The 23,672-nt window shown below is 70.1% G+C and carries 20 protein-coding genes; 6 read left to right on the top strand and 14 right to left on the bottom strand.

Going from position 1 to position 23,672, the window contains the following annotated elements; genetic code table 11:
• Positions 1–465: 465 nt before the first annotated feature.
• The 3 genes from bpln_RS21605 (at position 466) to bpln_RS21595 (ending at position 4,767) form a co-directional block, all read left to right on the top strand.
• Positions 466–1,269 carry a hypothetical protein gene (locus tag bpln_RS21605; RefSeq protein WP_055139954.1) on the top strand — a complete coding sequence of 268 codons (804 nt, stop codon included), beginning with the start codon at positions 466–468 and terminating at the stop codon, positions 1,267–1,269.
• Entirely contained in the window at positions 1,266–1,625 is a 360-nt protein-coding gene (locus bpln_RS21600) for a hypothetical protein (protein WP_055139953.1), read from the top strand. Before bpln_RS21605 ends, bpln_RS21600 begins: the two co-directional genes overlap by 4 nt.
• Positions 1,626–1,857: 232 nt before the next feature.
• Complete coding sequence (locus bpln_RS21595; protein ID WP_055139952.1) at positions 1,858–4,767, top strand: ATP-binding protein; 2,910 nt, start codon at positions 1,858–1,860, stop codon at positions 4,765–4,767.
• Between the two features lie 54 nt (positions 4,768–4,821).
• Here the strand turns inward: bpln_RS21595 and bpln_RS21590 are convergent, their stop codons facing one another.
• From bpln_RS21590 to bpln_RS38200, 13 genes are all read right to left on the bottom strand, one after another.
• On the bottom strand, positions 4,822–5,157 hold the full coding sequence (locus bpln_RS21590) for a hypothetical protein (RefSeq protein ID WP_055139951.1): 336 nt from the start codon (positions 5,155–5,157) through the stop codon (positions 4,822–4,824).
• A 24-nt stretch (positions 5,158–5,181) separates the two neighbouring features.
• The gene (locus bpln_RS21585; protein ID WP_080937541.1) at positions 5,182–6,687 is read right to left on the bottom strand and encodes an alginate export family protein; all 1,506 of its coding nucleotides are present in this window, start codon (positions 6,685–6,687) and stop codon (positions 5,182–5,184) included.
• Between the two features lie 28 nt (positions 6,688–6,715).
• Positions 6,716–7,666, bottom strand: a complete 951-nt coding sequence (locus bpln_RS21580; RefSeq protein WP_042627350.1) for a VOC family protein — start codon at positions 7,664–7,666, stop codon at positions 6,716–6,718.
• Positions 7,667–7,757: 91 nt separating this feature from the next.
• Positions 7,758–8,504, bottom strand: a complete 747-nt coding sequence (locus bpln_RS21575; protein WP_042627349.1) for a YoaK family protein — start codon at positions 8,502–8,504, stop codon at positions 7,758–7,760.
• Positions 8,501–8,779: a DUF1427 family protein gene (locus bpln_RS21570; RefSeq protein WP_055139950.1), complete on the bottom strand. Its 279-nt coding sequence runs from the start codon at positions 8,777–8,779 to the stop codon at positions 8,501–8,503. The genes bpln_RS21575 and bpln_RS21570 overlap by 4 nt, the downstream gene beginning before the upstream one ends.
• A gap of 90 nt (positions 8,780–8,869) precedes the next feature.
• Entirely contained in the window at positions 8,870–9,532 is a 663-nt protein-coding gene (locus bpln_RS21565) for an HD domain-containing protein (RefSeq protein ID WP_055139949.1), read from the bottom strand.
• A 56-nt stretch (positions 9,533–9,588) separates the two neighbouring features.
• A complete protein-coding gene (locus tag bpln_RS21560; protein ID WP_420807377.1) occupies positions 9,589–10,047 on the bottom strand; it encodes a DoxX family protein in 459 nt (152 codons plus the stop codon).
• Between the two features lie 13 nt (positions 10,048–10,060).
• Positions 10,061–11,938, bottom strand: coding sequence for an amidohydrolase (locus bpln_RS21555; RefSeq protein ID WP_055139948.1), 1,878 nt, complete (start codon positions 11,936–11,938; stop codon positions 10,061–10,063).
• Between the two features lie 145 nt (positions 11,939–12,083).
• The gene (locus tag bpln_RS21550) at positions 12,084–12,719 is read right to left on the bottom strand and encodes a hydrolase (RefSeq protein ID WP_042629298.1); all 636 of its coding nucleotides are present in this window, start codon (positions 12,717–12,719) and stop codon (positions 12,084–12,086) included.
• Positions 12,720–13,001: 282 nt separating this feature from the next.
• The gene (locus tag bpln_RS21545; RefSeq protein WP_055139947.1) at positions 13,002–13,994 is read right to left on the bottom strand and encodes an alpha/beta fold hydrolase; all 993 of its coding nucleotides are present in this window, start codon (positions 13,992–13,994) and stop codon (positions 13,002–13,004) included.
• Positions 13,995–14,298: 304 nt separating this feature from the next.
• Positions 14,299–14,508: a hypothetical protein gene (locus tag bpln_RS21540; protein ID WP_042627344.1), complete on the bottom strand. Its 210-nt coding sequence runs from the start codon at positions 14,506–14,508 to the stop codon at positions 14,299–14,301.
• Positions 14,509–15,029: 521 nt separating this feature from the next.
• Positions 15,030–15,542: a hypothetical protein gene (locus bpln_RS35910; RefSeq protein WP_148654123.1), complete on the bottom strand. Its 513-nt coding sequence runs from the start codon at positions 15,540–15,542 to the stop codon at positions 15,030–15,032.
• Positions 15,543–15,592: 50 nt separating this feature from the next.
• Positions 15,593–17,332 (bottom strand): methyl-accepting chemotaxis protein, encoded by a 1,740-nt coding sequence (locus bpln_RS38200; protein WP_055139946.1) that lies wholly within the window; start codon positions 17,330–17,332, stop codon positions 15,593–15,595.
• A 510-nt stretch (positions 17,333–17,842) separates the two neighbouring features.
• Between bpln_RS38200 and bpln_RS21530 the strand changes: the two genes are divergently transcribed.
• The 3 genes from bpln_RS21530 (at position 17,843) to bpln_RS21525 (ending at position 19,864) form a co-directional block, all read left to right on the top strand.
• Positions 17,843–18,799: a chemotaxis protein gene (locus bpln_RS21530; protein ID WP_042627342.1), complete on the top strand. Its 957-nt coding sequence runs from the start codon at positions 17,843–17,845 to the stop codon at positions 18,797–18,799.
• A 77-nt stretch (positions 18,800–18,876) separates the two neighbouring features.
• Positions 18,877–19,044, top strand: a complete 168-nt coding sequence (locus bpln_RS36795; RefSeq protein ID WP_158512060.1) for a hypothetical protein — start codon at positions 18,877–18,879, stop codon at positions 19,042–19,044.
• 238 nt (positions 19,045–19,282) lie between these two features.
• The gene (locus bpln_RS21525) at positions 19,283–19,864 is read left to right on the top strand and encodes a cytochrome b (RefSeq protein ID WP_082465387.1); all 582 of its coding nucleotides are present in this window, start codon (positions 19,283–19,285) and stop codon (positions 19,862–19,864) included.
• A 304-nt stretch (positions 19,865–20,168) separates the two neighbouring features.
• On the opposite strand, the gene bpln_RS21520 is transcribed toward bpln_RS21525, so the two are convergent.
• The gene (locus bpln_RS21520; protein WP_055139944.1) at positions 20,169–23,090 is read right to left on the bottom strand and encodes an ATP-binding protein; all 2,922 of its coding nucleotides are present in this window, start codon (positions 23,088–23,090) and stop codon (positions 20,169–20,171) included.
• Between the last annotated feature and the right edge of the window lie 582 nt (positions 23,091–23,672).

The following is a 23,672-nucleotide window of genomic DNA, read 5'->3' as shown; positions in this document are numbered from 1 at the left end:
CTCGCGCGGACACGCCCCAAAGCGCGACGCGCATGGCGGAAAAGGAATGATCGAAACGCGGCGGTTCGAGCCGAGCCGGCGATGCCTTTCATCGTGCCGCCGGCAGGCCGGGTGGCGCCTCATGATCGGCCGCCATCATTGGCCATCGCGCGCCGTCGCGCAACCGCGAAATTCCGCCGCAGTGTTAGAAAAACTTGCAGCCACGAAGCGGGCCACGCTCACGACCCGTCTCATCGCGCGCCATTGCGGTGCATCCCGCGCCGGACAAGAAAAACTGATTCACGCATTAGAAAATGCCTCTACCTGGTTGCTGCGTTGCATCGATATCATTCGGCTAGGGATGGATCTCGCCGCCCCCGCGCGCGACCGGCCGGTTCGGACACGAACGGCGCACCGGTGGCGCGGCGGGCGGGCTTGCGAGGCAGAACGCCGCCTCATGACTTCGTCGCCAAATCGAGCAAGGGTATGCCGATGACTGATGCGCTGGGAAATGTGTCGCGTGGCCTGTTCGAAGCCGCGATGACACGGTGGGCGCGAGAGCAGGACACCGCGCTGTCGTTCGCGCGTGACGGCGCCGGCTGCTACGTGCAGCCGGAGGCGCGCGCGGCCTGGAACGGCTGGATCCAGGCCTGTGCCGCCGTCGAGGCGCAACTGCGCGAGCGCGAACAGGCTGCGGCGCGGCGCTTCGGCCGCGACATCGCGTTTTCGCATGCGTGCCTGCGCGACCTCGACACCGCTTACGCGTGGCATCGTCCGGCCGGCGAACCGCCCGGCCCGACGGCCCGCCACGACCTGCACGACCTGCACGACCTGCATGACCTGCACATGGTCGCGCAAGGCGCCCGGCAGGCGGCCGAGGCGCGTCCGCCCGCGCGCGACGCCGCCGAGGCGCCGTGCCGCCCGCTGCCCGACGCGGGGCGGCCGGCGCGCGCCGACAGCCGCCCGGCCGCACTGTCCGGCACGCCGAAGGAAGCCGCCTGCGCCGGCCGCGCGAGGCAGTTCGAACGCGGTCTCGGCGCCACCGTCGCCGCGACGGCCGTGCGGCACGAGATCCTGAGCGGCGACTGGATGACGGCCGAGCGCGCCGCGTTCGAGACGGCGATCGCCGTCGACGTGGTGTGCGACTGGGCCGACCACGGCCACGTCGAGAGCCGCCGGATCGACGGCACGCTGATACTCGAGGCGAAATCGGTGCGCGCGCGCGCTCATCAATTCTGGCGGCAGACGGAGCAACCCGCCGCGTCGGCCACCGAGGGGCATGCATCATGACGGCGCCGGCCTCGCTGCCAGGCTCGCCGCGCGGCATCGCGGGCCGCCCCTTGGCATGGCGCTCTCCGCAGGAGCCGCCCGCCGCGACCAACGGCCGTGCCAGCGTCGCGGTGCTGGCCGTGATCGACGATCCACGCCTGCTCGGCGGCGACGAGCCACCGTTCGTCGACGTCGCCACCTACTGGCCCGCCACCGGCTGCTGGACCGTGACGCTGCAGTGCCGTGCCTCGGACACGGCCACCGATTCGCCCGTGCGCGTGGCGCTCTGGCAGCCGCTGCCGGTGGTGCCGGCCGCGCTGCTCGGAACGCCGGGGCGCGGCAAGCGCGTCGACGCGGCGAAAACCACTTCGGCATAGCGTCGGCTCACGAGCACCGATCCACGCACCCGCTATTCCAATCCGGAACGCACGCACCTCGTGGCTCCCTCGCGGCGCAATACCGCCGGGAGCCACGCGCCGAACCACGGCGTCGCCACTAAAACGGCGAAACCCCAACCGCTAAACGACAACGGCTAAAATATCCGCGCGCCGTTCGTCCGCGCGGCGCTCCCGCCGCGCCCCCGCCACCCCGCCTTTCCGAATCCAGAGCATGACGTCAACGCCGGACGCCACCCCGACATCCTTTCCGCTGGGCCGCTTCGAGGTCGATCTCGCGGGCCGCGAACTGCTGGAGAACGGCGCCTCGGTGCGTCTCGGGGCACGCGCGTTCGCCATCCTCGAAATGCTGGTCGCGGCCGACGGCCGGCTGGTCACGAAGGACGCGCTGCTGGACGCGATCTGGCCCGACACGTTCGTGGAGGAAAACACGCTGCAGGTGCATCTGTCGGCGCTGCGCCGCGCGCTCGGCGAGGAACGCAACTGCATCATGACGGTGCCCGGGCGCGGCTACCGGCTGGTCCGGCGCGCGGCCGCCGAGCCGCCGCGCGCCGCGGCCCATCGAGCCGCGCCGGCCGGCGGCGCCAGCCATGCCACGCGCCTGCCGCGCCATCCGGACGTGATCGGCCGCGCGCAGGCCGTCGCGGCCGTGCGCGAGGCGCTCGCCCGGACGCGTGTGCTCACGCTGACCGGCGCCGGCGGCATCGGCAAGACCACGCTCTCGGTGACCGTGGCGAACGCGATCGAGGCCGAGGCGCCCGGCAGCGTGCATCTGGTCGAGCTGGCCTCGATGCACGGCGCGGCCGAGATCGTCGCGGCCGTCGAGGGCGGCCTCGGCCTGCGGCTGCCGCATCCCGCGTCGGCGGGCGGACCACCAACGACAACGACCGCGCCGCGCCTGCTGCTGCTCGACAACGCCGAACACCTGGTCGTCGAGGTGGCGCGGGTGGTCGAATGCCTGCTCGCCGCCGTGCCGGCGCTGTGCATCCTCGTGACGAGCCGCGAGCCGCTGCGGATCGCCGCCGAGGCGGTGTTCGCCGTCGAGCCGCTCGACGTGCCGGAGCGCGACGCCGACGACACGGCCATCCTGCAGCGCTCCGCCGTGCAGTTGTTCCTCGCCCGCGTGCAGGCGATGCGCGGCGGCCTTCACGGCCACGGCGGCGGCCACGGCGGCGGCGCGGCCGAACTGCGGCTGATCGGCGAGATCTGCCGGCGCCTCGACGGCATTCCGCTCGCGATCGAGCTGGCCGCCGCGCGCGTCGTCAGTTTCGGCGTCGACGGCGTCCACCAGCGGCTGTCCGACCGGCTCTCGCTGCTGTCGGGCGGCTTTCGCACCGCGCTGCCGCGCCACCAGACGCTGCGCGCCGCGTTCGACTGGAGCTTCGCGCTGCTCGATGCCGAGAGCCGCGCGCTGTTCCGGCGGCTCGCGCCGTTCGGCGGCGCGTTCTCGCTCGAGGCGATGTGCGCCGTGGCCTGCGATCGCGAACTGACGGTGCGCGCCGTGGTGGACGGCATCGGCGAACTGGTGGCGAAGTCGCTCGTCGGCGTGGAATTCGACGGCCCGGTGGCGCGCTACCGCCTGTCCGAATCGACGCGCGCCTATGCGCTGGAGCAGTTGCGCGCGGCCGGCGAGGCGCAGGCGCTCGCCGCGCGCCACGCGCGCTACCTCGCCTCGCTGTTTCGCGGCGACGACGCCGCGTCCGGCTTCTCCGGCGTGGACGACGAACCCGACATGCGGCAGGCGCTGGCCGACGCGCGCGGCGCCGTCGACTGGGCCTTCTCGCCCGACGGCGACACGCTGCTCGGCGTCGAGCTGTCCGCCACGCTGGTGGTCTCGCTGCTGGAAAACGCGCAGATCGAGGAATGCGGCCGGCGCGCCGCGCAGGCGGTGGCCGCGCTCGAGGCGCTGCCGGCCGGATCGATCGCGCCGGTCGACGAGGTGCGCCTCAAGCTCGCGCTCGCCGCGGTGCTGCCGAACCTGACCGGCCCGATCCAGCGCGCCGAGGATCTATGGTTCGAGGTCCACGCGCACGCCGAGCGCACCGGCAACGACGCGCTGCTCGCGCGCGCGTTCTGGGGGCTATGGAACGTGATGCTGTCGGCCGGCAAGGTCCACGAGGCGCTGCATTATTCGCGGCGCTTCGAGCGCTTCGCGCGCGAGACCGGCTGCGTGCCGCAGCACGTGCTCGCGACCCAGCTGACGGCGGTGGCCGAACATTGCCGCGGCGACCACGAGATCGCGCGCGAGAAGCTGGAGCAGGGGCTGCGCCACATGGAAACCCATCCCGAGGATGTCGAATCGATCCGGCGCTTCGCCGTGGACCCGCGCGCCATCGCCTATTCGGGGCTCGCGCGCATCCACTGGCTGCGCGGCGACACCGACGAGGCCGCCAGGCTGACCAGCCTCGCGCTCGGCCTGATCCCGGCCGAGACCATGGAGCCGTGGTTCACGCACGTGCTCGGCGTCGTGGCGGTGCCGCTCGCGCTGATCTCGGACGATCGCGCGCGCGCCGCGCATTACCTGTCGATCATGAAATCGCAGGCCTCGCTGCACCGGCTCGCCATCTGGCGCGAGTTCGGCGACTGCCTCGCCGGCATCCTCGCGATCCGCGAAAGCGGGCCCGAGGCGAGCCTGCCGCAGCTCGAAAGCTCGCTCGACTCGCTGCAGGCGCGCGGCTTCCGCCGCCTGACCACGCCGCTCGTGATCGAGTGCGCACTGGCGCTGATCGCCGCCGGCCGAGTCGACGACGCGCTCGCCCGGCTGCACGACGCGCAGGCCTCGTGCGAGAAGCACGGCGAGCTGTACTTCATGCCCGAGCTGCTGCGCGCGCTCGGCGTGGCGGCGCAGGCGCAGGCCGCCGCGCTGCCGGCCGACAGCCCGGAGCGCGCGCGCGGCACCGCACGCGCCCTGGCCTGCTTCTCGGACGCGATCGCCATGGCGCGTTCGCAAGGCGCCCGCATGTGGGAACTGCGGGCCGCGCTCGGCCTCGCGCGCCTGCCACGGTCGCCCGCGGAGATGGCCGACGCGCGCGACGCGCTGCATGCGCTCGCGCCGCATTTCGATCGCCGCAGCAGCGTGCCGGAGATCCGCGAACTTCATGCGGGGCTGCCCGCGGGGGCGTGAGCGCGCGCCGCGGCTTCGCCCGCATCGCGGCGCCATCGCGCCGCCGCCGCGGCATCAGTCGCGGCGCGCGTGCCAGTCCGGCAGCGGCGTCGCGCCGGGGAGCCGCGCGCGCTTGTTGCGCCGGCCCAGCGCCGGGGAAAGGCGCGGCTGGTCGCACCAGATATCGGCCGCGCGGCGCACGGCGGCATCGAACGAGGCGTCCTCGACGACATGGTGGCCGTCGATCGTCAGCCGCCACCCGTCGCGCGTGCGCGTGCAGGCGATGCGATCCTCTTCCATCAGGTCGGCATACCAGCGCCAGACGCGCGCGTCGTCCAGGTTCGCGCGCACCGCCGCGGCCAGCCGGACCAGTTCGAGCTGCTGTTGCGTACCCTGCTGTTGCGTACCCATGTGGCTCCCCGTCGATGCCTGCGTTCACCAGCCGAATTTCGCCTCGACGCCGAGATAGTCGCCGTTGCGCGCGCCGAGCGCGCGCAACGAATCGCCGACCTCGAAGTGGACCGCCTCGAGCGCGAGCGCGAGATTGTCGTTCACGATCCAGTCGGCGCGCAGCTGCCCGTACATGCCGGTCCAGCGGCTGCCGTTGCCGGCCGTGCCCGGCACCGCCGCCATGCCCTGCCCGTACACCGCGTCGGCCGTCGTCGCGCGCCACTGCAGGCCCAGCGCCGTCGTCAGCGTCAGCGTCGGCGTGACATGGAACGTCACCGACGGCTTCACGTGGACCAGGTTGCTGTAGCCCGCGTAGCCGGCCAGCGTGAAGTAGTAGCCGTTCGGGAACAGCGGGTTGAAGGTGCCGACGTGGCCGTCGCCGGGGTGGCGGTCGCCCGAGGCGCCGTCCACCTGCAGGCCCACGCGCGGCGTGCCCGGCAGCGCGGCGAATGTATAGCCGGCCAGCGCACCGAACGCCCAGGCACCCACCGTGGCGCTGCCGACGCGGCCGGTCTGCCCCATCGCTTCCACGTCCCAGTCGAACGGCGCCTGCTTGCCCGCATAGCGCGCGTCGAACACGTCGCGCCGCTCGGTGCCGCTCGCGTCGGCGAAGCGCGCGCCGTCGCGCTCGTAGCGCGACCAGTAGGCGGACAGGTCGCCGGGGCCCACGCCGGAGCGCTCCACGCGCACGCCGCTGAACTTCAGGTGACGGTTCGAGGTGTCGTCGAAATCGTCCACGTCGCGATACTGCACGGGCCGCGTGACGTAGCCGATGAAGCGCCACCGCTCGAGTTCATAGTCGGCCCAGATCGCGTCGAACGCCTGGCGCACGTTCGGGCCGTCGCGTACCGAGATGAAGCGCTGCAAGTCGAAAGCCATCTCCTGCCGGCCGACGCGCGCCTTGAAGGTGCCGGGGCCGAGCGCGTGGACATAGGCGACGAACGCCTGCTCGAGATCGAGCGGATCGCGGTCGACGGGCGACACGGCGTCCTTGCCGAACACGCGCGCGTCCTCGACCTGCGCGAACGCCTGCACGTGCTCGCCGAGATGCGCGTCGAGATGCAGCTCGGCGCGCTGGATCAGGTAGCTGTCGGGCCGCGTGGCGCCGAGCCCGAACAGCGGCGCGTGGTTCAGTTCGAAACGCTCGCGCAGGTTCGCGCCGAGCGACAGGTACCAGCTCGGGTCGCTGCCGGGCGGCAGGTACTTGAGGCCGTCCAGCGGCCGGCGCGGCAGGCACGGATCGGCCAGCGCGCCCCAGTTCTCCTGCCAGCGGTTGAACGAGGGAACCGGTCGCGTCGCCTGGCAGGCCGGCGCCGTCGATGCGGCGGCCCCGGTCGCCGCGGCCGAAGCCGAGGCGCCGGCCGGCGCGGTCTCGGCGGCGGCGCTCACGCCCTGCAGCAGCGCGAACGCCGCCGCGCCGAGCGCGACGCGCCCCGTCCCCCAGCGCGCGCCGCCGCCGGCACGCGCGCGGCGGCGCCCTGCTCGCGGCATGCCGCGCATCGTCTCGGCTCGCATGCGCTCAGTTCGCCGCGGCGGCGTCGAACTGGTGCAGCTCGGCCACGTAGCCGCCCGGGAACTCGACCATCGCCGTGCGGCCTTCCGCGTTCGCCGCCGGCTCGACCAGCACCTTGACGTTCGCGGCGCGCGCCTTGGCCAGCGTCGCGTCGAGATCGGTCACGCGATAGCCGGTGGATTCCAGCCCATAGGGATAGGGCAGCTTGCCGTCGGTCACGAACACCAGCATGTTGCCGAAGCCCGACTCGATGCGCACGCGGCGGATCGATTCGCCCGGCTTGCCGAGCTCGGCGCCGTCGGCATGGCGCGCGTCCGACACGATCCGGCCGTGCGAGAAGCGCAGGAAGCGCTTGATGAAGTTCGACGCTTCGTACTTCGACACGTAGACGCGGTTGTCCGGCACCAGCGCGAGCGGCGCATACGACGGCGCCTTGGTGTGCCAGTAAAGCTGCATCGTCAGGCCGCCCGGCCACTGGATCACCGCGTCCTTGCCGATCGGGTCGTCGAACGGCTCGACCAGCACGTCGGCGCCGGCCGCGCGCGCGGCCCGCACGGCGCGGTCGATGTCGGTGACGAGGTAGCCGGTGCGTTCGCTGCCGAACGGACGCGGGATCGGCGTCTGGAACGCGAACACCGACAGCATCCCCACCGGGGTCTGCACGTATTGCGAGGCGGTCTTGCTCGGCGTCGGCGTGACCGTGAACACGGCGCGCGGCGAGGCCTTGCCGCCGAAGGTGGCGACGAAGCTGTCGACGAACGCGTCGATGTCGGCGTTCGAGACGTACACATGGGTGGTGTCGTATTGCGGGCCGACCGACACCACCGGCGCGTGGGCGGCCGGCGGCGCGTAGCGCGCCTCGTCCGCGAACGAGGACGGGGTGGACAGCATCAGGCCGACGGCGGCGAGCGCGACGGCGAGCACGCGCGCCGGGCGCGAGAAGGCGGGGAAGTTCACGTAAGGCTCCTGTCTGAAGAAAGGGAAGGAAAACGGATCGCCGGCCGGCCGCGCGGGCGGGCGGCCGGGGCCGGCGGCATGGCGTGCCGCGTCATCGGGCGGGCGCCGCTTCCGGCGCCGCGCCGCGCACCGAGGCCAGCGCGAGCGCGGCCAGCAGCGCGAGCGGCGCGCCGAGCGCCCAGAACGAGGCGGCGCGCCAGCCCAGCGCGCCGCCGCCCGCGCCAAGCGCGAACGCGGCGATCGGCGGCAGCATCCGCGCGAGGCGGCCGCGCGTCTCGCGGCGCTGCGCGGGCGTGCTGCCCGGCGCGACCAGCTCACAGACGTCGAGCACGGCCTGCGTAACGTTGCCGGTCATCACGGTGTTGGCCGCGATGCCGCGCGTGGCGAGCTTCGCGTGCGCGTTCTGCACGCCCATCGCGGCCGCGCCGAGCAGCCCGCAGCCCATCGCGAGCGGCGCGTCGATGCTGACGATCGGCGCGGCGGCCAGCCCCGCCAGCATGAACGCGGCGAGCAGCGCGAGCTGCAGGCCGTACAGCGCGCCCGCGTGCCAGGCGGCCGTGCCGCCCGCCGCCGGGTCCGCCACCGCGCCGGCCGTGAGGCGGGCGCCGACGATGCCGGCCACGAACGCCGGGAACGCGAGCAGCTTGACGAGCACGCCGCCGCCCGCGCCCGCGATGCCCGAGCCGATCAGGATGAAGTTGCCGGTGACGTGGGCGACGAACAGGCCGAACAGCGCGACGAAGCCGAGCGTATCGACGTAGCCGGCCACGAACGCGAGCAGCACGTTCTCGTGGCGCAGCGCCATGCGCATCCAGCGCGCGCCGGCAGACGCGCTCATGGCTGGCGCCCGGCGCGGTCGGGCGCATCGGCCGACGCCACCGGCTCGTGGGTGGACGCGGCGGCCGGCGTCACGGGTGCGACGGGTTCCGCGCGCCGCGCATGCTGGGCCGGCTGCCCCCACTGCGCCTGCACGAACGGGATCGCGTGCTCGCCGATCACGATGCCGAGCAGCCCGGCCAGCGCGACCAGCGGCGGCGCCGGCGACTGCACGCGCGAGAAGTAATAGAGCAGCCCGACCACGATGCCGGCGCCCAGCGAAATCAGATACGACATGTCGATTCTCCTGGTCTGGCCGCGATCCCGCCGCGCGCCTCATGCGCCCGGCCCGGCCCGCGGCCGTCCTGTCCTGTGTTGCGCACCGCCTCAATCGCGCCACGGCGAGCCCAGAATCCGGCCGCAGAAGTTCTCGCGGCAGTAGTCCGGGTCGATCCGGTCGAGCACGTCGGCCCAGGCCGTGCCGGCCGTGGTGCGCGGCCGATGCGCGAGGCCGCGGCCGAACGCGCCGATCACCGCCTCGCCGAACCCCGCGCCGCGCGGGTAGCTCGCGAGCACGCCGGCACGCTCGTGGTGCGTGTACGTGTAGTAATGCGAACCGGTCAGGTCCGTGCTGACCGCCAGCGCCAGCACCCGCGCCAGCGGCGACACGCGCGCCGGCAGGCCCGGCGTGGTGTGCAGCGCGATCGCGAGCCACACCTCGTCGCGCAGCTGCTCGCTCGCGCCGTGCAGCCGCAGCAGCCCGCGCGCGGCATCGGCGCTGTCCAGTTCGTAGCGCACCATCGAGCGCGCGTAGGCCGCGCTCAGCCCCATGTTCGCGTACAGCGCGCCGACGAACAGCGCGCCGGCCTCGCAGGCCAGCCCGACGCGGCGCGCGTGCAGCGCCGCGAACACGAACACGCGGCATGCGTGGCCGAGCAGCACCGGCGGCAGCGCCCCGCGCGCGCTTTCGGCCGCGGCGACGGCCACCGGCGTACTCGGGATGCATACGCCCGCCACCTCGCCGCCCATGCCCGACAACGCTGCCCGCATGCCCCTCTCCCCGCGATATCGTTATGGTGTGCGCCGCGCCTGCCGTGCGTCCGGCCTCAGCGCACGCGGCGCGGGCCCCACGGCAGCGCGACGCGGTAGCGCCCCGGCCCGCCGATCGCCACCGTGCCGAACAGGATCAGCAGCATCCAGGCGAACTGCCCCTGCTCGAGCGACCAGTCCGGATGGACCAGCGTCAGCGCGACCACCGTGATCACGAGGATCGGCACGGCGGCGAGCCGCGTGAGGACGCCGGCGATCATCAGCAACGGGCACGCCACCTCGGCGAAGATCGCGAAGCCGAGCGTGAGCGGCGCGCCCAGATGCAGCGGATCCTCGATCACGGCCAGCTGCGCGCTCACGTGCAGCGCTTTCGGCAGGCCATGCACGAACAGCAGCAGCAGGCTCGCGGCCACCCGCAGGAACAGCAGCGCCGCGGCGGTGGTATCGAGGCCGGCCGCCGCGCCGGCGGCCGCGGCGGGCGAAGCGTGGGCGCCACGCATCTCGTCAGGCTTCATCGCGGCGCCTCCGTCAGAACGCGAAGCAGCTGCAACCGAGCGCGCCCCAGAACGCGTTCGCGTCGCCGGCCGGCGCGTTGCGGCCCCAGGCCATCCCGTGCGCATGCCGGTGGACGCCGCACAGGTTCGCGCAGCCGTCCGCGCAGGCACGTTCGAGCGAGGTCATGGGGCGATAGCGCGCGTAGCCGCCGAACTCCGCCACCGGCGACCAGCTCGGGCTGACCGGCAGCGCGGGCGGCCCGTAGGCGCCGAACTCGCCGTCGGCGTAGACCACCCGGCCGTTCACCACCGTCAGCACCGATTCCAGATGCTTGATCGCGTCTTCCTCGATCGTGAAGAAGTCGTCGGTCAGCACCGCGAAGTCGGCGTACTGGCCCGGCACCAGCGCGCCCTTGCGGGTCTCGTCGTTCGAGAACCAGGCGCTGCCCACCGTGTAGCGGCGCAGCGCTTCCATCCGTTCGAGCCGGTCGCGCGCCGCGTACATCGGCGTGCCGCCCACGGTGCGCCCGGACACCAGCCAGTACAGCGAGACGAACGGGTTGTAGCTCGCCACGCGCGTCGCGTCGGTGCCGGCGCCCACCGGCAGCCCGGCTTCGAGCATCTTGCGCACCGGCGGCGTCTGCGCGGCCGCCTCGGCGCCGTAGCGCGCGATGAAGTATTCGCCCTGGTAGGCCATGCGGTGCTGCACGGCGATGCCGCCGCCGAGCGCCGCGATCCGGTCGATGTTGCGCGCCGAGATCGTCTCGCAGTGGTCGAAGAACCAGCGCAGGCCGTTGAACGGCGTGTCGGCGTCGACGCGCTCGAACACGTCGAGGAAGCGCGAGATCGATTCGTCGTAGGTGGCGTGCAGGCGGAACGGCCAGCGGTTCGCGGCCAGCAGGCGCACCACGCCTTCCAGCTCCTTCTCCATCTCGTCGGGCAGGTCGGGGCGCGGCTCGAGGAAGTCCTCGAAGTCGGCCGCCGAGAACACCAGCATCTCGCCCGCGCCGTTGACCTTGAGGAAGTCGTCACCGTCGCCGGGACGGGTGGCCTTCACCCATTTCGCGAAATCCTCGATCTCGCGCTTCGCGTTCTGCGTGAACAGGTTGTAGGCGATCCGGATCGACAGCTGGTCGCGCTTGGCCAGCTCCATGATCACGGCGTAGTCGTCGGGGTAGGCCTGGTAGCCGCCGCCCGCGTCGATCGCGCTCGTCACGCCGAGCCGGTTCAGCTCGCGCATGAACTGGCGCGTCGAGTTCATCTGGTCGTCGATCGCGAGCTTCGGCCCCTTGGCGAGCGTCGCGTAGAGCAGGCCCGCGTTCGGCCGCGCGATCAGCATGCCGGTGGGGTTGCCGCGCCGGTCGCGCTGGATCTCGCCGCCCGGCGGATTCGGCGTGTCGCGGTCGTAGCCGACCGCGCGCAGCGCCGCCGCGTTGAGCAGCGCGCTGTCGTAGAGGTGCAGGAGGAACACCGGCGTGTCGGGCGCGATCGCGTTGATCTCGTCGAGCGTCGGGCCGCGCTTCTCGACGAACTGGAATTCGTTCCAGCCGCCCACCACGCGCACCCATTGCGGCGCCGGCGTGCGCGCCACCTGAGCGCGCAGCATCTCGAGCGCGTCGCGCAGCGAGGGCACGCCGTCCCAGCGCAGCTCCATGTTGAAGTTCAGGCCGCCGCGGATCACATGCAGGTGCGAATCGTTGAGACCCGGGATCACGGTGCGGCCGTTCAGGTCGATGCGGCGCGCGTCGTCGCGGGCCCATTGCATCACGTCGTGGTCGCTGCCGGTCGCGACGATCCTGCCGCTGGCCGAGGCCAGCGCGGTGACGAACGAGCGGCGCTCGTCCTGCGTGGCGATCTTGCCGTTGTAGATCACCAGATCGGCGATGCGTGCCGGTTGCTCCGGAGTGCTCATCGTCGCCTCCTTCAGGTTGTTCAGACTGGATGGAATTCGCGTGCGGCGGGCGCGCCGCCGCCGGATTCGGTGACCGCGCGGCGCGTGCCCGTCGGGGCGCCGCCGCGGCCGGGTCTGGCGCGCGCGAGGCGCGCGCCGCGTGGGCTCAGCCCGCCTCGCTCGCGTGCTCGCCGAGGATCTGCTTGGCGTAGCGCACGCCGATGCCGTAGGCGCTGTGCGCCTTGAAGATCTCCATGCAGCCGTCGTAGGTCTCGCCGCGTGCCCAGTCGCGTTGCAGTTCGCACATGAACTGCAGCGAGGTGGTGGGCACCGCGCCGGCCTGGATCACGCGCTGCACGGCGCGCTCGTGCGCTTCTTCGGTGACGTCGCCGCAGGCGTCGGTCGGCACGTAGATCTCGAAGCCTTCGGCCAGCATCTGCACGGTCGGGAACGCGACGCAGACTTCCGTCCACAGGCCCGCGATCACGATCTTCTTGCGGCCGGTGGCCAGGATCGCCGCGCGAAAGCCCGCGTCTTCCCACGAGTTCATCGAGGTGCGGTCGATCGGCTTCGTGTCCGGGAACACCGACTGCACTTCGCTCAGCAGGTGGCCGCTGAAGGTTTCCGAGGCGATCGTCGTCAGCACGGTGGGCACCTTGAACAGGCGCGCCGTCTTGGCGAGGATCTGCACGTTGTGCAGCACCGTGGTGCGCTCGTGCGAGTGCGTGCCGAAGAACATCTGCGGCTGGTGGTCGATGAGCGCGAGCGCGCAGTTGTCGGGGGTCAGCAGTTCGTAGGCCATCGGAAGCTCCATTGAGAGTGGCGAAGAATCGATTCGCGATCCGCGAGGCGCGGGCATCTCGCGCTCCGCCCGGTGTTCGCGGTTGCCTGCAGATTACGCAGGCGCGACCTGAAAGTCCTGACGTTCGCCTGAAGCGTGCTGAACGGCTTCGCCGGGCCTCGCGAGCCGGCGTGCGAAGTACAAAAAAAGCCGCCCGGCCCCGAGGGGCCGAGCGGCTTCGCGCAACATGGGGCGCCGCGGACGCGACGCGGGCGATGCCTGGCGCCCGCCTCCGTCGACTCGTCAGCCCTTCAGGAACGCCAGCAGGTCGGCGTTGACCTCGTCCACGTGCGTGCTGCACATGCCGTGCGGCGCGCCGGCATAGACCTTCAGCGTGGCATGGCGCACCAGCTTCGCCGACAGGCGCGCCGAGTCGTCGATCGGCACGATCTGGTCGTCGTCGCCGTGCAGGATCAGCGTGGGCACGCTGATCTGCTTCAGGTCCTCGGTGTAGTCGACTTCCGAGAACTGCTTGATGCACTCGTACTGGCCTTTGATCGAGCCGGCCATGCCCTGCCGCCAGAAGTCCTGCACGAGCCCCTGCGAGACCTTCGCGTTGGGCCGGTTGAAGCCGTAGAACGGCGTGGCGAGGTCGAGGTAGAACTGCGAACGGTTCGCGGCCACGCCGGCGCGGATGCCGTCGAACACCGACATCGGCAGCCCGTGCGGATTGGCGGCCGACTGCACCATCTGCGGCGGCACCGCGCCGATCAGCACGGCCTTCGCGACGCGCGCCTCGCCGTGGCGGCCGATGTAGTGCGCCACCTCGCCGCCGCCCGTCGAATGGCCGACCAGCATCGCGCCATGCACGTCGAGCGCGTCGAGCACGGCGGCCAGGTCGTCGGCATAGGTGTCCATGTCGTTGCCCGAGGACGGCTGGCCCGAGCGGCCGTGGCCGCGCCGGTCGTGCGCGATCACGCGGTAGCCCTGGTTGACGAGGAACAGCATCTGCGCGTCCCAGGCGTCGGCCGACAGCGGCCAGCCGTGCGAGAACACCACCGGCGTGCCGCTGCCCCAGTCCTTGTAGTAGATCGGCGTGCCGTCCCTGGCCGCCACGTAGCCGCCGCCGTCCGGGTGGCCCTTGGCATGCGGGTGCGGGTGGGACGCCGTGGTCGTGCCGGCGGCGGCGGGCAGGCTCGACATCGCCGCCATCGCGCCCGCCACGCCCGCGCCGGCCGAAAGCAGGCGGCGGCGCGCGGCCGAGCGGCGCGTCATGAGGCTTTGCTGGGTCGTCATCTCTTCTCCTTCGATATCTCGCCGCGGATCGGCCGGGCGAGCGGTTGGCGTTGTGCTTGGATGGGATCGCCACCGGGCCGGCGCGCCGCCCGTATTGGGCGGCCGCGCGCCGGTCCGGGACGCGAACGCAGCCTATCGGGGAGGAAAACGCCTGTCCTGTGGCAAACCTGAAAAGTTCTGAAGCGCGGGGGGCATGACAGCGCGTGAGCTTATCTAGTCTCGAGTCAGGAATCCCGTATCGGCGGCAGCGAGCGGCGGCGTCGGCATCCAGCTAGCCGTTCCCATGCACGTCGTTTCCCGCCACTCAATTCACGATGACGACGCGCATGGGAGGGTCGCCAGGCAGGATGAACTCGTCCTGCCGGCCCAAGCGCACTTCGCGCAGGACATGCTCGAGGCCGGCGATTTGGGAGCGCGTTCTCGCAGGTACGCTGTCGCTCTCCGCAGAGAGCGAGTGCAAGCGCTTGAGAAGCGTGGCCACGGCGCTTTGACGCGAGAGGAAGTAAGAAACCATGGATAAATCAAGAGAAAATTGATGAGTCGGCGACGGTGACCCTCTACCACTCGCCCAGGTGTGCGGCGTGCAACTTCGCTGCGTCGATGCATTGCCGGCACCGTCCGACGGTCATGAAGACGGACGGGGTCTGCAGCAACGCGCGCCCGAGCATCGCCGGCCAGACATGAAATCCGCACCGGCCAGTCGAACGCGTCCCAAATCGTGCGGATCGAGTACCGCTGGTCGTCGAACGCCATCGGCTCGTCGCCCAACGGGCGCCCTCGGCGCAGGCCGCGTGCGGCTCGCAGAGCTCGTATAAGGCGGCCGACGGGCTCGCGAGAAACGCCTCGTAGGCCTCGCGGTCCTCCACCCTCGGCGATGACGGCGAGGTACCGCGTTTGACCCGGCACCTGAACAGTAGACGTTCAAGCTCACGCCGATAGCGGCACAGGGTGTCGGGCGCATCATCGATCTTCTCGGCATGCTGGCGCAGCCACGCCACCCGCATGCGCGCGCCCGTGTCGGATGGCATCCGCGTCTCAATCCGTGCATGGATGCCGCCGCAAGGCAATGGCGGCCGCCGTGTCACGCTCTCTGAAGCCCGAAGCGCCGTTCAAGCGAACATAACGTCCGTGCTCCATGCCAAGCGATTGCAGGATACCTAATTGACCGGCAGTCCAGCACGAGCCTGGAGCAGGTAGGAGCGGCGTCGGATCCATTTGCGCCTCGATCTGATAAAAACCGGCTGCCAACGCCAATTCATAGGCCTTGACTGCCTGTGCATCGCCGGCGCCGGCAGCGCCGCTGCGGCACGGACAACTGATCAGCACCGCTGCATTGTCGAGACAACGCTGTGCCCATAAAACGGCGTCACAGGCGGCATCCTGGCAAGGGTGTCGTGACAATATCCGGTATAGCCTGCAAGACGGAGTTTGACGAGCGCTTGGCCAAATCACGAATTCAATTTCGCTCCAGAGACGAGAGATGCGATACATGCCAAGGCCTTTCAAATACGCACGGGTAATACGTTGCAGCCAAATCAGTCTTTTCACCCGCTGCCAGCATGCCATGCAGCAGCGAGCGATCCAAAGCCCATCCACCGTCAGAAGGCGGCCCAGCTATCGCCATCCGGTGTGGCAGCCGCGAGAGCCGGACGCGAAACCGCCCGCGGGCGGGTCGTCCGCACCGGCGCCATTCTCGTGTTTGGGCGCGACGCGTCCTTCGCGACGCTCGTATTGCTGGAACTGACCGTCGATGCGAGGGCCAGGCCACCGCCACCGCGCTGCGCAGTGCGTCCCGACTTGAAGAACGACACCGCTTCGCGCAATTCACGCCCTTGGCTCTCGAGCGACTGGGCGGCAGCAGCCGCTTCCTCAACCAAGGCCGCGTTCTGCTGGGTCACCTGATCCATCTGCGCGACGGCCTGATTGATCTGCTCGATGCCCTTTTGCTGCTCCTCCGACGCAATCGTGATTTCTCCCATCAGGTCGGTCACCTTGCTCACCGCCTGCACCACCTCCTGCATCGTGTCGCCTGCCTGAGTCACCAACTCGGAACCCTGCGCCACGCGCTCGACCGACGCCCCGATCAGTTGCTTGATTTCCTTGGCCGCCGCTGCGCTGCGCTGGGCCAGCGTGCGTACCTCGCCAGCCACGACCGCGAAGCCGCGACCCTGTTCGCCGGCACGCGCCGCTTCCACCGCCGCATTCAGTGCGAGGATGTTGGTCTGGAACGCGATACCCTCGATCACCGTGATGATCTCGGCCACCTGCCGCGAACTCGTCGTGATGCCTTGCATTGTGTCCACCACGCGCGCCACCACCTCGCCGCCCTTGCACGCCACCTCCGACGCGTTGCGGGCAAGCACATTGCCCTGGCGCGCGTTATCCGTGTTCTGCTTCACCGTCGCCGTGATCTGGTCCATGCTGGCCGCCGTCTCTTCGAGTGACGCGGCCTGTTCCTCGGTTCGCTGGCTCAGATCAATATTGCCGGCCGCGATCTCCGACGAGCCGAGCGTCACGCCGTCCGCACTGGCCATGACGCGGGCCACCACCGTGCCGAGGCTCTCGGTCATGCGCTTCATCGCCAACTGCAGCCTGGCCGCCTCGTCGTTGCCGTGGACTTCGATGCTGACGTCCAGTTCCCCGCCGGCCACCTTTTCCGCGATATCCATCGAACGGCGCAGCGGGACCGTGATGGAGCGGCTGATCGCGATCGCCACGGCGGCTCCCATCAGTAGAGAGACAAGACCGAGCGCCCCCGCGAGAAGCAGGGCCTCGTGGTAATGGCTCCGCGCGGTGGCGACATCATCCATCGCCCCCTGGTGATTCAGTTGGATGTCTTGCTCGATGACATCCAGCAGGGAAGCGAAGGTGGAAGACGCTTTCCCGTTGGCCAGCGCACGCGCCTCGTCCTGGCTGCCGGCGCCGTTCCCGCTGGCCGCGATCACCTGCTGGTCCAGCGTCAGGTAATCCGTCCAGCGCTGCTGGATGGCGTTGTAGAGATCCTGCTCATGAGGCGACGACACCATCTTCCCGTAGATCGGCAGATTGCGATTCATCGCCGCGATCGCCGCCTCGCGCCGCGTCAGTTCACCCGACCGCACGGCCGGGTCGGTAGAAATGATCAGGCGCAGCGTGAAGCGGCGCGCCGCGTTGGCGTTCGCCCGGATCTCCCCCAGCGTTTCAACGCTGGGCAGCCAGTTCACCGCGAGTTCGTTAGTCCCGGAGAAAACGCGCGAGATCTGGTACGCCCCCATCGCGGCCATCGCGCACATCAACAGCAGCACGATGCCAAAACCTATCCCAAGCCGCGCGCCGATGTTCAGTCTGTTGAGATTCATAGCTTCATCCTTGGATGTCGTCCCTGATGTTCGGTGCTCGTGTGCCGATTCGATCTACCAAGGGCATCTGAATTCGCGATCTTTCGAGCACCTTCATCCAAAGTTAACGGGGTACCCGGACGTTGCTGAAGAAAATTCTCATCGGGGCGAACCCGATGATGGACATGAGCGGGAAAGGAACACCGACGGCTGATAACGCTGATCATTCACGACGGCGACAGCCACTTCAGCAACACGACGTGCCGCCGACAATACATCTGTGAGGCAGCCGTTTTAGTCACGAGGATTGTTGCGCGAGCATGGATCGCATCGTGAGACGCGGACTCCATGGTGGAGAAGTTGACGTCTGCTCTATTGATATGACGGATCGAATTGACCGCAAGATTCGAACTGAAAGTTGTCCAGGTTATGGAAACACGCCGCCATCCGTCTCACTCGATCAATACGTAAAGGGTTGATGGATTAAAGGTTTCCGGTCTCCCAGGCCGGCTCAGATCTCGGGATATACCTATGACGAAGACGATGCAAGGAAGCGTTGACGAACGCACCACGCTGACCAGCAACAACCGTTTGGAATTGCTCCTGTTTCGTCTGGGGCAGCCACGGCCGGGCACCGCGCGCGCGCTGTACGGCATCAACGTGTTCAAGATCCGCGAAATCGTATCCATGCCCGAAGTCACGCCGATTGCAGGCTCGCCGGCGCATGTAGTTGGCGCGGTAGACATTCGCGGCCAGATCATTCCGGTGATCGACCTCGCCTCGCTGATCGGCTCGACTTCCGACAAGGTGCCGGCGATCCTGCTGATCACCGAGTTCTCGCGGGGCACGCAGGCGTTTGCCGTCGAAGAGGTCGAGGACATCATTCGGCTTGAATGGAAGCAAGTGCTCAGCGCGGAAACCAGCGGCACGGCTGGCCACGTCACCGGCATCGCGCGGATCGATGTCGGTGACGGCAAGCCCCAACTGGCCCAACTGCTCGATGTCGAGCAGGTGATGCGCGACGTGTTCCCCGAGCAACACGAGGACGTCAAGCGCGAGGACGTGGGCGACGCGGTACGCACGGCCGGCGGCTGCATCCTGGCCGCCGACGATTCCGGCTTCGCGCGCGCGCTGATCGATCAGGCGCTCACGGCGCTGGAGACGCCGCACGTGATCGCCTCGAACGGCGAAATGGCCTGGAACATGCTGCTGAAGCTGGCCGACGAAGCCGACGAGGCAAAGGTACCGGTGCGCGACAAGGTCTCGCTCGTCATCACCGACCTGGAAATGCCGGAGATGGATGGCTTCATGCTCACGCGCAAGATCAAGGCCGACGAGCGCCTGCGCCATATTCCCGTGCTCATCCACTCGTCGCTGACTGGCAACGCCAACGAGGCGCACGCGCGCAATGCCGGCGCCAACGGCTACATCGCGAAGTTCGCGCCGGCCGAGCTGTCGGCGGCGATCCGCAAGGCGCTGGCCGCCTGAAGTCAGCCGGGCAGCGGGTACTGCCGGCGACGTCTCACCGCCATTGAGTCGCCTGACGCTTCAGAAGCCTCGACAAAATGCTGCTTGCACCGGGCGAGCCGTTCGCGCTTGTCGCGCGCATCCGGCCGCTTTGGCTGGATGCGCAACGTGAGATCGACGCGCACCGCGCGCGAGGGCGGCCCGGCATCGAGATCCGGATCCCCTCACGCGTGGTGGCCGGCGCGGCGTCGCCCTTGGTATGGTAGGTGGTCGTGGCCAGGCTCGCATGGACTCGCAGCGATTGCGTGTCATGTATGTCAGCGCCCAAACCTGCCGTCGGTTGTCGAACGTGTGGCGCAGCCAGTAAGCGCTCGCGCGCCGCAGGTCGACATACACCGAAGCACGGTTGGAAGCGGTCGATTTGCGACGGCCATGCTGCCGTAACATGTGCCCCATAAGCTGGTGGTGATTCCCCGCGCCCGAGTCATCCCCATTTCTGTCCTCATGGAAACAGTGACCTCCCATCCAAGTTCCGTACACGCATTGGGCGCGGATACCGTGAACGATCATGCGCCGGAATCTGACCGGTACGATAGTGTCACGCGTTTCTTCCATTGGGTATTCGGCATCGGCATCATCTACGCCAGCATCGAGGGATACACGGCCACCCTGCTGGGGAATGGCCCGGTGCATGATTTCCTGTCGCATCTGAATATGTCGGTCGCCTCCGTCCTGATCGTTCTGTTCCCGATGCGCCTTCTCTGGAAGTTCATGCGGACTGATCCGCGCAAACCATCAGGGTTGCCAGCTTGGCAGTTTGCGCTGGCACATCGGGTCCACGACCTGCTTTACGTGGTGATCTTCGTAGTTTTGTCGAGCGGGTTCCTGATGGTCCCGGACCACTACGTCTTCTTTGGCGTGGTGCGGATCGATACCCCCTTTGCCGAAGGCGAAGTCACCCGCCGACTTTTCACGATTCACCGAATCAGCTGCGCCGTCCTGGCTGGACTGGCCTTGCTGCATATCCTCGCTGTCGTCAAACACCAATTGATTGCCCGTTGCGATGTACTGCGCAGAATGCTGTGAACGAGAAGCACGGAATGGCCTGCGCGGGACTCACCGCCGTGGCGCCGGGTCGTGAACGACAGGCAATCGAGGAACGTTCCGGAATTGGCGGAAAGAGAGATTTTCGGCTGGGATCGGACCGCGCAGCGCAGCAGGTGACGGCGGCCGATCTTGGTCAGGGGTCGCGTTTGCGGGATGTCCTGATGAATTGCCAGCGGGTGCGTCACGGACAGCCGGCGGTGCGTGGCCGGGAGAGAGAACCGCGCCGCCTCCCCGCGTTCGGTCGAGCGCCCTCCACCATCGGGCGTCTCCCGACCAGGCCCGTTCAGGCCGGTTCGACAGCCTGCGCCTCACGCGCATGCAGCACCTCGAACAGCGCCGCCAGCCGCGCCGCCTCGGGCACGCGCACCGACATGCCGGTGCGCGCGAGCAGCGCGCGGAACGGCAGCAGCAGCTCGCGCATCTGCCGGTCGAAATCGGGCGCATCACGCAGCGACTCGCCAAGATCGAGCACCGCGCGCAGTTCGAACAGATGCGCGCCCTGCTCGCGCGCCAGCACGCGCGCCTCGTGCAGGCGCCGCCGCCCCGCCGCCACCGAGCCCGGCGTGCCGTGGCGGCGCGCGCGCGCGATCTCCACCAGCCCGCGCGCGCGCAGCAGTTCGGCCGCGAACCCCTGGTCGCCATGGGCCTCGCCGTGGCGCTGCGTCTGGTCGAGCCACTCGCGCGCCGCCTCGAACCGGCCGGCCGCCGCGAGCGCCTCGGCGCAGGCCGCCACGAGCGGCGCCATCAGCCGCTTCATGCCGCGCATCGCGAGCCGGCCCAGGCCCGCCTCCAGCCGCGCGAGCCCTTCGTGCGGCTGGCCCGTGTGCAGTTCGAGCAGGCCGGCCAGGCATTCGCCGTAGTCGCGCCAGCCGTCGAACCGGTTCAGCGCCGCCTGCGAGCGCAGCAGCGCGAGATGGCGCGTGGCCGCCTCGATTTCGCCGCAGGCGAGCGCGAGCGGCACCACCACCACCGCGAGCAGATGACAGAGCGAAGGCTCGGGCAGATCGGCGCGCACGAGATTCAGCGCGCGCTCGGCCAGCCGCCACGCGAGCGCGGTCTCGCCCTGCAGCCACGCGATGCGCGCCAGCGTGCCGGTGCCGAAGATGCGCGGATCGACGGCGAGTTCGCCCTCGGCGCGCCCGGACTCGCCCAGCGCGTCGAGCGCCGCGAGCAGCCGTTCGAGCCGCTCGCGCGCCTGCCGGTGTTCGCCGAAGCAATGCAGCGTGGCGGACAGCGTGGTGCCGGCGCAGAGCACCTGCCAGCGCGAGCCGCCCGCCTGCGCGCGCGATTCGAAATGCGTCGCGTAGCGCAGCGAGGCGTGGATGTCGCCCACCGCCATCGCCGCGTTCCAGAGGCCCCACAGCGCGCGCATGGCGAACGCCTCGTCGCCCTGCGCCTCGGCGCGGGCCAGCACGCGGCGCCAGAGCGAGGCCGCCTCGCCGGCCGCGCCGCCCGTGAGCAGCAGCGCCGCCGCATAGGCCGCGCACACGCGCATCTCGCAGCCCGGATCGACGGTGTCCGCGGGCAGCGCGTCGAGCGTCGCGAGCGCGCGCGCCGCGCGTTCGCGGCATTCGGCGACCAGCGACGCGTCCAGCAGCGTGCCGACCAGCGAGCCCGCCAGCGACACGCCGAGCACCGGATCGCCGTCGGCCGAGAATGCCCAGTCCCAGACGCTGCGCGCGGCGTCGAGCGGCGCCGGGCTGGCCGGACACGCGCCGGCGTGTGGCGCGTGGCACTCCGAGTCGTCGCAGCGTCGCCGGCCGCAGCGCGATTCGTCGATATGGCGCTGCAGGTACCGCAGGTGCCGGCGCGCCGCGCGCTGCACCTCGCCCTCGTCGCGCAGCTTCTCCATCGCATAGGCGCGCGTCGATTCGGTGAGCCGGTAGAGCGCGATCGCATCGTGAAACTCCACGGCGATCAGCGACTTCGCGCTCAGCTCGGCCAGCGCCTCGATCGCGGTGGCGATCGGCATGCCGGGCTCGGTCGCCACCGCGCACACGGCGTCGAAGGTGAAGCTGCCGGCGAAGAACGCGAGATGGCGAAACAGCGTGCGCGCGTCGTGATCGAGCAGCGCGTAGCTCCAGTCGAAGGTCGCGCGCAGCGTCTGATGGCGCGGCAGCGCGAGCCGCAGGCCACCGCTCAACAGATCGAGGCGGTCGTCGAGGCGCGCGGCCACGCCGTCCACGCCGAGCGTGGCGACGCGCGCGGCGGCCAGCTCGATCGCGAGCGGCAGGCCGTCGAGGCGGCGGCAGATGTCGGCGACGAGGCGCAGGCTCGCCGCGTCGCCGGCGCAGGCCGCCGCGCTGTCGGGCGCGCTGCCCGGCGAGATCGCGCGGGCGCGCTGCACGAACAGCGCCACGGCGCCGTATTCGGTCAGCGTGGCCGCGCTCGCGTCGACGGGCGGCACGGCGAGCGGCTCGACGCGATGCACGGCCTCGGCGCGGATCGACAGCGGCTCGCGGCTCGTCACGAGAATGCGCAGGCCGGCCACCGCGCCCGCCAGCGTCTCCACCAGCCAGGCCACCACGCCGACCACCTGCTCGGCGTTGTCGAGCACCAGCAGCGTGCCGTCGCCGAGGCCCGCGAGCAATTGCAGCGGATCGTGCAGGACCGGCTCGGCGGCCAGGTTCAGCGCCACCGCGAGCGTGGCGAGCACCGCCTCACGCGAATCGGCCGACGCCAGCTCGACGAACACCACGCCGCGCACGCTTTCTTGCGAACCTGCTCGAGACCCTGAATCGCGCAGGCATTGCGCGATGCGCAGCGCGAGCGCCGTCTTGCCGATGCCGCCCGCGCCCACCAGCGTGACGACGGACGACTGCGCGAGCCGCGCCAGCACTTCGTCGACGTCGCCGTCGCGGCCGATCAGCCGGCCGGCCCCGGCGGGCAGCGACGGCGCCGGCGGGTTCGCCGGGCCGGCCGGCACCGCCAGCCGGTAGCCGCGCCCGGTGATGGTGCGGATCAGCTCGCGGTCGGCATGCAGCGCCTTGCGCAGCGCCGCGACGTGAACCTGCAGCCGGTTTTCCTCGACGATCTGGTTCGGCCAGACCGCCTCGAGCAGCGCGTCCTTCGACACCACCGCGCCGTTCGCGCGGAACAGCACGTCGAGGATGTCGAACGCACGCGCGCTCAGGCGCAGCCCTTCGCCGCGCCGCCGGACTTCACGTCGCTCGAAATCGACGTGCAGCTCGCCGATTTGGACCATGACCGTCTCCAGATGACGCCGGACCGCGGCGCGGGATGGATGCGCCCCGGGCCTGGCACGCGCGGGGGGCGATGGATGAAGTGCGCGGATGGTAAGCGAACCGTAACATCGCGTCTTGAAGAAAAATACGCTCGGCGCGCTCGTGCTGCCTGCGATAGCGGGTTTCCGCGCGGCTTTTGAACAAAAGGCCACCGCGCGTTCGCCCCGGTGACGCGGCTGTTTCGGCGGCTCCTGCCGCTTCGCCTGCCCCGGCCGCCGCGGTGCCTGCCCCGCGTCGATGACATCCCGATGACGCCGACCGAGAAACGGATCGAACCATCCCTCGAATGCCGCGCCAACGCCAGCGAACCGGCCCGCGACCGCATCGACGCTTTCGGCCATTCATATTTGAATTCCCGTGAATGATACGGAGGCCTTTCGACTGATGAAATGCCGATTTTCGAATCGCTGGCTTTCCGGATTTTGCATCATGTTCAACGCCTGGCTTTCATCCGGCTTGTCGCCCTGTTTTCGCAATGGTATAAACCGAACGCACCATGGCGGCGCGTGCCGACGATCGCCATGCTCCGGCCTCGCGCCGCG

This window comes from Burkholderia plantarii, from assembly GCF_001411805.1.
Taxonomy (GTDB): Bacteria; Pseudomonadota; Gammaproteobacteria; order Burkholderiales; family Burkholderiaceae; genus Burkholderia; species Burkholderia plantarii.
This window is presented reverse-complemented; position numbering and strand designations above follow the sequence as displayed.